The sequence below is a fragment of the Pantoea sp. Z09 genome (assembly GCF_022394795.1).
GTDB lineage: Bacteria > Pseudomonadota > Gammaproteobacteria > Enterobacterales > Enterobacteriaceae > Pantoea > Pantoea latae.
This window is the reverse complement of record NZ_CP092373.1, coordinates 3,119,825-3,131,344: the sequence shown is the minus strand read 5'-3', so window position 1 is coordinate 3,131,344 and position 11,520 is coordinate 3,119,825. Positions and strand designations below refer to the sequence as shown.

General features: G+C 57.7%; 10 protein-coding genes. 9 read left to right on the top strand and 1 reads right to left on the bottom strand.

Annotated elements, in window-relative coordinates; all coding sequences use genetic code 11:
* Nucleotides 1-10: 10 nt before the first annotated feature.
* Entirely contained in the window at nucleotides 11-805 is a 795-nt protein-coding gene (gene map / locus MC269_RS15050; RefSeq protein WP_081138430.1) for a type I methionyl aminopeptidase, read from the bottom strand.
* A gap of 317 nt (nucleotides 806-1,122) precedes the next feature.
* On the opposite strand from map, the gene rpsB reads away from it, so the two are divergent.
* The 9 genes from rpsB to bamA all read left to right on the top strand — a co-directional run bounded on the left by rpsB (nucleotide 1,123) and on the right by bamA (nucleotide 11,430).
* Entirely contained in the window at nucleotides 1,123-1,848 is a 726-nt protein-coding gene (gene rpsB, locus MC269_RS15045) for a 30S ribosomal protein S2 (protein WP_143806260.1), read from the top strand.
* Between the two features lie 180 nt (nucleotides 1,849-2,028).
* Nucleotides 2,029-2,880 (top strand): translation elongation factor Ts, encoded by an 852-nt coding sequence (gene tsf, locus MC269_RS15040; protein WP_081138428.1) that lies wholly within the window; start codon nucleotides 2,029-2,031, stop codon nucleotides 2,878-2,880.
* 154 nt (nucleotides 2,881-3,034) lie between these two features.
* Nucleotides 3,035-3,760: a UMP kinase gene (gene pyrH / locus MC269_RS15035; RefSeq protein WP_033793563.1), complete on the top strand. Its 726-nt coding sequence runs from the start codon at nucleotides 3,035-3,037 to the stop codon at nucleotides 3,758-3,760.
* A gap of 141 nt (nucleotides 3,761-3,901) precedes the next feature.
* Entirely contained in the window at nucleotides 3,902-4,459 is a 558-nt protein-coding gene (gene frr, locus MC269_RS15030) for a ribosome recycling factor (RefSeq protein ID WP_239952886.1), read from the top strand.
* Between the two features lie 145 nt (nucleotides 4,460-4,604).
* Nucleotides 4,605-5,807 carry a 1-deoxy-D-xylulose-5-phosphate reductoisomerase gene (ispC, locus tag MC269_RS15025; protein WP_239952885.1) on the top strand — a complete coding sequence of 401 codons (1,203 nt, stop codon included), beginning with the start codon at nucleotides 4,605-4,607 and terminating at the stop codon, nucleotides 5,805-5,807.
* 169 nt (nucleotides 5,808-5,976) lie between these two features.
* Nucleotides 5,977-6,729 (top strand): (2E,6E)-farnesyl-diphosphate-specific ditrans,polycis-undecaprenyl-diphosphate synthase, encoded by a 753-nt coding sequence (gene ispU, locus MC269_RS15020; protein ID WP_033793566.1) that lies wholly within the window; start codon nucleotides 5,977-5,979, stop codon nucleotides 6,727-6,729.
* A gap of 18 nt (nucleotides 6,730-6,747) precedes the next feature.
* Complete coding sequence (gene cdsA, locus MC269_RS15015) at nucleotides 6,748-7,605, top strand: phosphatidate cytidylyltransferase (protein WP_081138421.1); 858 nt, start codon at nucleotides 6,748-6,750, stop codon at nucleotides 7,603-7,605.
* A gap of 12 nt (nucleotides 7,606-7,617) precedes the next feature.
* Nucleotides 7,618-8,967, top strand: a complete 1,350-nt coding sequence (gene rseP / locus MC269_RS15010; RefSeq protein ID WP_081138419.1) for a sigma E protease regulator RseP — start codon at nucleotides 7,618-7,620, stop codon at nucleotides 8,965-8,967.
* Nucleotides 8,968-9,018: 51 nt separating this feature from the next.
* Nucleotides 9,019-11,430 carry an outer membrane protein assembly factor BamA gene (bamA, locus tag MC269_RS15005; RefSeq protein WP_239952884.1) on the top strand — a complete coding sequence of 804 codons (2,412 nt, stop codon included), beginning with the start codon at nucleotides 9,019-9,021 and terminating at the stop codon, nucleotides 11,428-11,430.
* Nucleotides 11,431-11,520: the final 90 nt, after the last annotated feature.

Genomic DNA, 11,520 nt, shown 5'->3' with positions numbered 1-11,520 from the left:
TGGGGGAGGATTACCCTTCGTTGACCAGCACCGCGTCGATGGTGTCATCGCTACGCAGGGTCAGGATTTCGCAGCCGTTATCGGTCACCACAATAGTATGCTCGTACTGCGCGGACAAGCTGCGATCTTTGGTTTTTACCGTCCAGCCATCTTTCATGGTGCGGATGCGGTAGTCGCCGGCGTTGACCATCGGCTCGACGGTAAAGGTCATGCCCGCCTGCAGCACCACGCCGCCGTCATCCGCGTCATAGTGCAGCACCTGCGGCTCTTCGTGGAAGCCTTTGCCGATGCCGTGGCCGCAGTACTCGCGCACCACGGAGAAGTCGTGAGATTCCACATACTTCTGGATAGCGCGGCCCAGCTCGCGCAGGCGGATGCCCGGCTTCACCAGACGCAGCGCCAGATAGAGGCTCTGCTGGGTGATCTGGCACAGGCGCTCGCCCTGGATGGTCGGCTTGCCGACGATAAACATCTTCGAGGTGTCGCCGTGGTACTCATCTTTGATCACGGTGACGTCGATGTTGATGATGTCGCCATCCTTCAGCAGGCGATCGTCGCTGGGAATGCCGTGACACACCACCTCGTTGACCGAGATGCAGACCGATTTCGGGAAGCCGTGATAGCCGAGGCAGGCGGAGATGGCGTGCTGCTCGTTGGTGATGTAATCGTGGCAGATGCGGTCCAGTTCGCCGGTTGACACGCCGGGTTTGACGTGCGGGGCGATCATCTCCAGCACCTCGGCGGCCAGGCGGCCGGCGACGCGCATTTTTTCGATTTCTTCAGGGGTTTTAATTGAAATTGCCATTAAATTAATCCGCAGTTGCCGAAAATTTCAGCAATAATGAACGATGTGCTGTCATGTTAGCAGCCGAAAACCAGGCAGCCAAACAGTTCGCGTCGCGCGGCCCTGCGCTGAACAAATTCTGGCTTCAGCAGCGGGGTTGTGGTATAAAGCGCGCCGACGATTCTCTGTCAGGCCGTTAAAGGTCGGCAAGAAACGCGAAAAACTCACTTTGTGTACTAAAACACACATGTATCGACACATACGCCGGGGTGCTTCGCAAGAGGTCGGTCGTATGGGATACATGGAGGCCCAACCCCAAACTTAATCTAGAGGTAATCATGGCAACTGTTTCCATGCGCGACATGCTCAAGGCTGGTGTTCACTTCGGTCACCAGACCCGTTACTGGAACCCGAAAATGAAGCCGTTCATCTTCGGTGCGCGTAACAAAGTTCACATCATCAACCTTGAGCAGACTGTACCGATGTTCAACAACGCTCTGGCTGAGCTGAACAAAATCTCTGCCCGTAAAGGCAAGATCCTGTTCGTCGGTACCAAGCGCGCTGCCAGCGAAGCGGTAAAAGAGTCTGCACTGAGCTGCGACCAGTTCTTCGTTAACCACCGCTGGCTGGGTGGTATGCTGACTAACTGGAAAACCGTTCGTCAGTCTATCAAACGTCTGAAAGATCTCGAGACTCAGTCTCAGGACGGCACCTTCGACAAACTGACCAAGAAAGAAGCGCTGATGCGCGGTCGCGAACTGGCCAAGCTGGAAAACAGCCTGGGCGGTATCAAAGACATGGGCGGTCTGCCGGACGCGCTGTTCGTTATCGATGCCGATCACGAGCACATTGCGATCAAAGAAGCAAACAACCTGGGTATCCCGGTATTTGCTATCGTTGATACCAACTCTGATCCAGACGGCGTTGACTTCGTTATCCCGGGTAACGACGATGCAATCCGTGCTGTAAGCCTGTACCTGACTGCCGTTGCCACTACCGTGCGCGAAGGCCGTTCACAGGATCTGGCTGAGCAGGCTGAAGAAGCGTCTTTAGAAAACGCTTAATAAGGTTCGCTCTGGCAAAGAGCCCTTAGACATCAGATGTAATCTGTTAAGGGGCCAGTCTTGGCCCCTTTATTTTATCTCCGTCTGTCACGCCTCCTTATCTGGCGGGCGGGACAGAGTAATTTTCCGCAACAGGTGCCCTGGTGCGCGAGCACAGGGGTACGAACCGAGGATTCTGGAATGGCTGAAATTACCGCTGCACTGGTAAAAGAACTGCGCGAGCGTACTGGCGCGGGCATGATGGACTGCAAAAAAGCGCTGACCGAAGCGAACGGCGACATCGAGCTGGCGATTGAGAACATGCGTAAGTCCGGCGCGATCAAAGCGGCGAAAAAAGCAGGCAACGTGGCTGCTGACGGCGTGATCAAAACCAAAATCGACGGCAACTACGGCGTGATCCTGGAAGTTAACTGCCAGACCGACTTCGTTGCGAAAGATGCCGGTTTCCAGGCCTTCGCTGACAAAGTGCTGGACGCGGCGACCGCTGAGCGCATCACCGACGTTGAAGCGCTGAAAGCCAAGTTCGAAGAAGAGCGCGTGGCGCTGGTCGCGAAAATCGGCGAGAACATCAACATCCGTCGTATCGCGGTGCTGGAAGGCGAGCAGCTGGGTTCATACCTGCACGGCGCGCGTATCGGCGTGCTGATCTCTGCGAAAGGCGCTAACGAAGAGCTGATCAAGCAGATCGCTATGCACGTTGCTGCCAGCAAGCCGGAATTCGTTAAGCCGGAAGACGTCTCTGCTGAAGTGGTTGAGAAAGAGTACCAGGTTCAGCTGGACATCGCGATGCAGTCTGGCAAGCCGAAAGAGATCGCAGAGAAGATGGTTGAAGGCCGCATGAAGAAATTCACCGGCGAAGTCTCTCTGACCGGTCAGGCTTTCGTTATCGATCCGAGCAAAACCGTTGGCCAGGCGCTGAAAGAGCAGGGCGCTGACGTCATCAACTTCATCCGCTTCGAAGTGGGTGAAGGCATTGAGAAAGTCGAAAGCGACTTCGCTGCTGAAGTAGCGGCAATGTCCAAACAGTCTTAATGCTGTAAAAGGAACCGCCAGAAGGCGGTTCTTTTTTGTCTGCTGCGCAAAGCAGACGCTTTTCAGTCTCATCCCAATAGTAATTTGCACTGGCTAAGCGGATGATCGATCAGATTTAATTTCTCCTTTTCAACTCTTCCAGGAAGAACCGACCATGGCGACCAACGCAAAACCTGTATATCAACGTATCCTGCTGAAACTGAGTGGCGAAGCACTGCAAGGTGCCGAAGGTTTTGGTATCGACGCGAGCGTGCTTGACCGCATGGCGCAAGAGGTGAAAGAACTGGTCGAGCTGGGCATTCAGGTGGGCGTGGTGATCGGCGGTGGCAACCTGTTCCGCGGCGCGGGCCTGGCGCAGGCGGGCATGAACCGCGTAGTCGGCGACCACATGGGCATGCTGGCGACCGTAATGAACGGCCTGGCGATGCGCGACGCACTGCACCGCGCCTATGTCAACGCGCGCCTGATGTCAGCTATCCCGCTGAACGGCGTGTGCGACAACTACAGCTGGGCGGAAGCGATCAGCCTGCTGCGCAACAACCGCGTGGTGATTTTCTCTGCCGGCACCGGCAACCCGTTCTTCACCACCGACTCGGCGGCCTGCCTGCGCGGCATCGAAATCGAAGCCGACGTGGTGCTGAAAGCCACCAAAGTCGATGGCGTCTATTCAGCTGACCCGGTGAAAAACCCGGATGCGACGCTGTACGATCAGCTCTCCTACGCCGAAGTGCTGGAAAAAGAGCTGAAAGTGATGGATCTGGCGGCCTTTACGCTGGCGCGTGACCACCAGCTGCCGATCCGCGTATTTAATATGAACAAACCTGGCGCGCTGCGTCGCGTGGTGATGGGTGAAAAAGAAGGCACCCTGATTACGCATTAATACCCGACGCAAGATAAAATAAGGTATATTCTGTCGGCGCGGTGAACGCCACCGCGCACCATTCAGGATTATCGCTCAACGGCGATACCGCTTCCGGCGCCGCCGGAATGGCCAGGTCAAACCGAATCCAAGGGTTTCAACGTGATTAACGACATCAAAAAAGATGCTGAAACGCGCATGGACAAATGCGTCGAAGCGTTTAAAAACACCATCAGCAAAGTGCGCACCGGTCGTGCTTCTCCTTCTCTGCTCGACGGTATCGTGGTCGAATACTACGGCACGCCGACGCCGCTGCGTCAGCTCGCGTCCGTGACGGTAGAAGACTCGCGCACGCTGAAAATCAACGTGTTCGACCGCTCAATGGGCCCGGCAGTGGAAAAAGCCATTATGGCTTCCGACCTCGGCCTGAACCCGAACTCAGCCGGCAGCGACATCCGCGTTCCGCTGCCTGCGCTGACCGAAGAGCGTCGTAAAGATCTGATCAAGATCGTGCGCGGCGAAGCCGAGCAGGGTCGCGTTTCCGTGCGCAACGTGCGCCGCGACGCCAACGACAAGATCAAAGCGTTGCTGAAAGACAAAGAGATCAGCGAAGACGACGAGCGTCGCACGCAGGACGAGATCCAGAAAATGACCGACGTGCGCATCAAAAACGTTGATGCGGCGCTGGCCGAAAAAGAGAAGGAGCTGATGGAGTTCTAATCCCGTCAGCTGCGCTCTATACTCAACCTCGTTGGGTATCAAACGCCGTTCAGAGCTGCGTTCATTGCGAATGCGCTCTGGCGGCGTTTTACATTATGCCTTCCGCGCTTGCGGAGTGATTCAGCGCCTTCACAGGGAGAGCGAAATGAAGCGATTAACCTTGCTGGGTTCCACCGGATCGATTGGCGCCAGCACGCTGGCGGTGGTGCGCGCCCATCCCGAGCTTTACCAGATCACCGCGCTGGTGGCCGGACAAAACGTCGCGCTGATGGCGGAGCAGTGCCAGACCTTCCAGCCGCGCTATGCCGCGATGGCAGACGAGGCGTCCGCGCAGGCGCTGCGTGAACGACTGAAAGCACTCAACGTGGCGACCGAAGTGCTCTCCGGCGTTCAGGCTGCCTGCGAGCTGGCCGCGCTGGACGAGGTCGATCAGGTGATGGCGGCGATCGTCGGCGCCTCGGGGCTGCTGCCGACGCTGGCGGCAATCCGCGCTGGCAAAAGTGTGCTGCTCGCCAATAAAGAGTCCCTTGTCACCTGCGGCCGTTTGTTTATGGAGGCGGTGCGTCACCATCAGGCGCAGCTGCTGCCCGTCGACAGCGAGCACAACGCCATTTTTCAGAGTTTGCCCGCTTCCATCCAGCATCAGTTAGGATACGCTGACCTGCGAGAAAATGGCATTGAGTCCATTATCCTTACGGGATCGGGTGGTCCTTTTCGTGACACGCCGCTGGCCGACCTCGCGACCATGTCGCCGGATCAGGCCTGCGCGCATCCGAACTGGTCGATGGGGCGTAAAATCTCCGTCGACTCGGCCACCATGATGAATAAAGGTCTCGAATACATTGAAGCCCGCTGGTTATTTAACGCCAGCGCAGCGCAAATGGAGGTGATCCTGCATCCGCAGTCGATGATCCACTCCATGGTGCGCTACTGCGACGGCAGCGTGCTGGCACAGCTCGGTTCACCGGATATGCGCACCCCCATTGCTCACTGCATGGCGTGGCCCGCGCGTATCACGGCAGGCGTGACGCCGCTGGACTTCACCCGCATGTCCGCGCTGACGTTCGCCGAACCCGACTTTGCCCGCTACCCTTGCCTGAAGCTGGCGATAGAAGCCTGCGAGGCGGGCCAGGCGGCGACCACTACGCTGAACGCGGCCAACGAGGTTGCGGTGGCGGCCTTTCTGGACAACCAGATTCGCTTTACCGACATCGCGGCGCTCAACAGCGAGGTGCTGGCGGCGCAGACGTTCGCAGAGCCAGAGTCCGTGGACGCCGTGCTGGATATCGACCGCGCCGCGCGCGCCCGAGCCACAGCGATGCTGCCGCGTTTCGCCTCCTCGCGTTAACGCGCGCCGCTATTTGTTCGCCTGTGGCGAAAATGGTATAGTCGCTCGCTCGCGTTTCCGGGTATAGCATCGTATCAGATGCGCCTCGCCCCTTTTTGGGCGAGAGAGTACCGGGCGCAATGTATTCAGAAACCACAGCATTTCTGACAACAGGAATTAATTACGCGTTATGTCGTCCAATAATCACAACAAAACCGATGACCAGCAGGGAACAGGCCCGCGTCACGTCGCTATCATCATGGATGGCAATGGTCGCTGGGCTAAAAATCAGGGAAAACTGCGTATTTCCGGCCATAAGGCGGGCGTAAAAGCGGTGCGCCGCTCCGTCAGCTTCGCCGTCAGCAACAATCTTGAAGCGCTGACGCTCTATGCCTTCAGCAGTGAAAACTGGAGCCGTCCGCCTCAGGAAGTGACGGCGCTGATGGAGCTGTTTGTCTGGGCGCTCGACAGTGAAGTGAAGAGCCTGCACAAGCACAACGTGCGTCTGCGCATTATCGGCGACGTGAGCCGTTTCAGTAACCGTATTCAGGAGCGTATTCGTCGCGCCGAGGAACTGACTCAGCAAAATAGTGGACTGACTCTCAATATTGCCGCGAACTATGGCGGACGTTGGGATATTATCCAGGGAGTAAAAAAACTCGCTGAGCAGGTTCAGGAAGGTTTGCTGCGTCCTGACCAGATCACCGAGGAGAACCTGTCTGCGCATCTCTGCATGCAGGGGCTGGCTCCAGTGGATTTAGTGATAAGGACCGGGGGAGAGCATCGGATTAGCAACTTCCTGCTGTGGCAGATCGCCTATGCTGAGTTTTATTTTACCGATGTTCTCTGGCCTGATTTTGATGAACACGTTTTTGAAGGTGCACTGAATGCATTCTCTCTGCGGGAGCGTCGTTTTGGCGGCGCTGCACCAGGCGGCGCCTGAGCAAACAGGGGGTAACCTTTGCTGAAGTCTCGTCTGATTACCGCGCTTATTCTTATTCCGCTGGTGATTGCTGCGCTTTTCTGGTTACCGCCTGTAGGTTTTGCGATGACGATGATCGTCATCTGCATGCTGGCCGCCTGGGAATGGGGTCAGTTTGCGGGCATGGCGTCGCGTCAGCAGCGCATCTGGCTCTCGGTTCTCTGCGGACTGCTGCTGTCAGCGATGCTTTTTACCCTTCCTCCTTATCAGCGCGACGTGCATCTGCCGCAGGTCGCCACGTCGCTCTGGGCGTCGCTGGCGTGGTGGATTGCCGCGCTGCTGCTGGTTCTGTCCTATCCCGCGTCGGCCGCGCTGTGGCGTCATTCGCGTCCGCTGCGTCTGCTGTTTGGCCTGCTTACGCTGGTTCCCTTTTTCTGGGGGATGGTGGCGCTGCGTCAGTATCACTACGACAGCGATCGCTTTGCCGGCTCCTGGTGGCTGCTGTTTGTGATGCTGCTGGTGTGGGGCGCGGATTCCGGTGCCTATATGTTCGGCCGACTGTTCGGCAAGCATAAGCTGGCGCCGAAAGTGTCGCCCGGCAAAACCTGGGAAGGCTTCTTTGGCGGACTGGTCTGTTCCGCGCTGATCGCCTGGCTGTTCGCCAGCCTTGCGCCGCTGAGCGTCTCTGCCGGCACGCTGGTTATCTGCGCCGTGCTGGCGACGCTCGCGTCGGTGCTGGGCGATTTAACGGAAAGCATGTTCAAACGCGAAGCGGGCATCAAAGACAGCGGCAACCTGATCCCCGGTCACGGCGGCATTCTCGATCGCATCGACAGCCTCACCGCTGCGGTGCCGGTTTTCGCCTGCTTGCTATTGCTGGTGTTCCGCACCCTCTGAGGACAGGCGTAGATGTTGAGTATATTGTGGAGTTTCGTCGCCTTTATCATCGCCCTCGGCGTGCTGATCACCGTTCACGAGTTTGGCCATTTCTGGGTGGCGCGCCGCTGCGGCGTGCGCGTTGAGCGCTTCTCGATTGGCTTCGGCAAGGCGCTCTGGCAGCGTCGCGATAAGCAGGGCACCGAATATGTCATCGCGCTGATCCCGCTCGGGGGCTATGTCAAAATGCTCGACGAGCGCGTGGAAAGCGTGCCCGCCGAACTGCGTCATCAGGCGTTTAACAACAAAGCCATCTGGCAGCGCGCGGCGATTATCGCCGCCGGTCCCGTCGCCAACTTCATCTTCGCCGTGTTCGCCTACTGGGTCGTGTTTATGCACGGCGTGCCTGGCGTGCGTCCGGTGGTCGGCGAAATAGTGAACGGTTCGGTGGCGGCGGAGGCGCAAATTGCCAGCGGAATGGAACTTAAAGCGGTAGACGGTATCGAAACGCCTGACTGGGATGCCGTGCGTATGGCGCTGATCGGCAAAATCGGTGACGCGCAAACGGTGCTGACCGTCTCGCGCTTCGGCGAAGAGGCGACGCAGCAGAAAGCGGTCGACCTGCGCAACTGGCAGTTCGAGCCAGACAAAGAGGATCCGGTTGTCGCGTTGGGCATTCGTCCGCGCGGGCCGCAAATCGAAACCACGCTGGCGGAGGTGCAGGCAAACTCACCCGCGAGCGTTGCCGGTTTGCAAGCGGGCGACAGGATCGTTAAAGTCGATGGTCAGCCGTTGACGCAATGGCAGGCTTTTGTCACGCAGGTGCGGGATAATCCCGGCACAGAGATGGTTCTGGACGTGGATCGCAACGGCGAAACGGTGCAGCTGCACCTGACGCCGGAAGCCAGACCAGGCGCGAAAGCAGAAGGTTTCGCCGGGGTGATCCCGCGCGTGATCCCGCTGCCGGAAGCCTATAAAACGGTAAGGCAGTATGGCGCGTTCGACGCTATTGGTGAGGCCAGCGCGAAGACCTGGCAACTGATGAAGCTGACGGTCTCCATGCTGGGCAAGTTAATTACCGGCGATGTGAAGCTGAACAACCTGAGCGGGCCGATTTCGATCGCGCAGGGCGCAGGTTTGTCAGCGGAATACGGGATGATTTACTACCTGATGTTTCTGGCGTTGATTAGCGTCAATCTCGGAATCATCAATCTCTTCCCACTGCCGGTGTTAGATGGTGGGCATTTGCTCTTTCTGGCGATCGAAAAGATCAAAGGTGGACCGGTGTCCGAGCGAGTTCAGGACTTCAGTTATCGCATTGGCTCAATCCTGCTGGTGTTGTTAATGGGGCTTGCACTTTTCAATGATTTCTCACGTCTGTAATCGCTGGAACGCAGACAGACGCGGGATGTGTTAGGAAAACGCATAATAACGATGGCGATGAAAAAGTTGCTCATAGCGTCGCTGCTGTTTAGCAGCGCCACCGTTTACGGTGCAGACGATTTCGTGGTGAAGGATATTCATTTCGAAGGGCTGCAGCGAGTCGCCGTCGGCGCGGCTCTGCTGAGCATGCCGGTACGAGTTGGCGATACGGTGAATGACGAAGATGTCAAAAACACCATTCGTTCCCTGTTCGCGACCGGCAACTTTGAGGATGTTCAGGTCCTGCGCGACGGAACCACGCTGATTGTTCAGGTTAAAGAACGTCCTACCATTGCCAGCATTACCTTTACCGGCAACAAAGCGGTGAAAGAGGATCAGCTCAAGCAGAACCTTGAGGCCTCTGGCGTGCGCGTAGGCGAAGCCCTGGACCGCACCACCCTCTCGTCGATCGAGAAAGGGCTGGAGGATTTCTACTACAGCGTGGGCAAATACACCGCCAACGTGAAGGCGGTGGTCACGCCGCTGCCGCGTAACCGCGTGGACCTGAAGCTGGTCTTCACTGAAGGCGTCTCCGCCAAAATTCAGCAGATCAACATCGTCGGCAATAAAGCCTTCAGCTCTGATGAGCTGATCTCCCGTTTCCAGCTGCGCGACGAAGTGCCGTGGTGGAACGTGGTCGGCGATCGCAAATATCAGAAGCAGAAACTGGCGGGCGACCTGGAAACCCTGCGCAGCTTCTACCTCGATCGCGGCTATGCGCGCTTCAATATCGATTCGACGCAGGTCAGCCTGACGCCGGATAAAAAAGGCATCTACATCACCGTTAACATCACCGAGGGCGATCAGTACAAAATCGCCGGCGTGATCGTCAACGGCAGCATGGCGGGCCACTCGGCAGAGATCGAACATCTGACGCAAATCCCATCGGGCGAGCTGTATAACGGCACCAAAGTCACCCAGATGGAAGATGACATCAAGAAGCTGCTGGGCCGCTACGGCTACGCCTATCCGCGCGTGATGACGCAGCCGGAGATCAACGACGCCGATAAAACGGTGAAGCTGCATATCAGCGTGGATGCCGGCAACCGTTACTACGTGCGTAAAGTGCGCTTTGAGGGCAATGACACCTCGAAAGACGCGGTGCTGCGCCGCGAAATGCGTCAGATGGAAGGCGCATGGCTGGGTAGCGACCTGGTCGAGCAGGGCAAAGAGCGCCTGAACCGTACCGGCTACTTTGAAACCGTGGACGTCGATACCCAGCGCGTATCGGGTTCGCCGGATCAGGTGGACGTGGTCTACAAGGTGAAAGAGCGCAACACCGGCACCTTTAACTTCGGCGTCGGCTACGGCACCGAAAGCGGCGTCAGCTTCCAGGTTGGCGTCACCCAGGATAACTGGCTGGGCACCGGCAACACGGTGAGCATCAGCGGCACCAAAAACGACTACCAGACCTATGCGGAATTCTCGCTGACCGATCCGTACTTTACGGTGGACGGCGTGAGCCTCGGCGGCCGCGTGTTCTACAACGACTTTAAAGCGGACGACGCGGATCTCTCCGACTACACCAACAAGAGTTATGGCGTAGACGGCACGCTCGGCTTCCCGGTCAACGAGAACAACACGCTGCGCGTCGGTCTGGGCTATGTGCATAACGACCTCTCCAACATGCAGCCGCAGGTGGCGATGTGGCGTTATCTCGACTCCGTTGGCAAGCCGCAGGAGCTGAACGACAAAGGCGACTTCTCCGCCGATGACTTCACCTTCAACTACGGCTGGACCTATAACACCCTCGATCGCGGCTTCTTCCCGACGGCGGGTAACCGTACCAACCTGAACGGCAAGGTCACCATTCCGGGCTCGGACAACAGCTTCTATAAAGCGACGCTGGACACGCAGCAGTACGTGCCGCTGAACCGCGATCGCACCTGGGTGCTGTTAGGCCGCGGCCGCGTCGGTTACGGCGACGGTCTGGGCGGCAAAGAGATGCCGTTCTACGAGAACTTCTATGCGGGCGGCTCCAGCACGGTGCGCGGTTTCCGCTCCAACACCATCGGTCCGAAAGCGGCTTACCTGAACGACGGCTCCTCAACCTGTACGCTGAGCGATCCGAACGGCATCTGTAAGTCGAGCGACGCGGTGGGCGGCAACGCGATGGCGGTGGCCAGCCTCGAGCTGATTACGCCGACGCCGTTCCTGAGCGAGAAGTACGCCAACTCGGTGCGCACCTCGCTGTTCGTCGATGCGGGCACCGTCTGGGACACCAAGTGGCAGAACACCGATGAAACCCGCGCTGCCGGCATCCCGGACTACAGCGATCCAAACAATATCCGCGTTTCAAGCGGTATCGCGCTGCAGTGGATGTCTCCGCTGGGACCGTTGGTCTTCTCCTATGCGCAGCCGGTCAAGAAAGTGGAAGGGGACAAATCAGAACAGTTCCAGTTTAACATTGGTAAAACCTGGTAAGGTTCTGAGCAAGGAAGCGTAAGCTGAAGTCTTGCTACCGAACCGCAGTCTCGATAGCGGTTCGGAGCAAACACTGTGTCGCTGACACAA

Coding starts and splice junctions, on each gene's coding strand:
- map (WP_081138430.1), bottom strand. CDS start 805: ATGGCAATTTCAATTAAAACCCCTGAAGAAATCGAAAAAATGCGCGTC.
- rpsB (WP_143806260.1), top strand. CDS start 1,123: ATGGCAACTGTTTCCATGCGCGACATGCTCAAGGCTGGTGTTCACTTC.
- tsf (WP_081138428.1), top strand. CDS start 2,029: ATGGCTGAAATTACCGCTGCACTGGTAAAAGAACTGCGCGAGCGTACT.
- pyrH (WP_033793563.1), top strand. CDS start 3,035: ATGGCGACCAACGCAAAACCTGTATATCAACGTATCCTGCTGAAACTG.
- ispC (WP_239952885.1), top strand. CDS start 4,605: ATGAAGCGATTAACCTTGCTGGGTTCCACCGGATCGATTGGCGCCAGC.
- ispU (WP_033793566.1), top strand. CDS start 5,977: ATGTCGTCCAATAATCACAACAAAACCGATGACCAGCAGGGAACAGGC.
- rseP (WP_081138419.1), top strand. CDS start 7,618: ATGTTGAGTATATTGTGGAGTTTCGTCGCCTTTATCATCGCCCTCGGC.
- bamA (WP_239952884.1), top strand. CDS start 9,019: ATGGCGATGAAAAAGTTGCTCATAGCGTCGCTGCTGTTTAGCAGCGCC.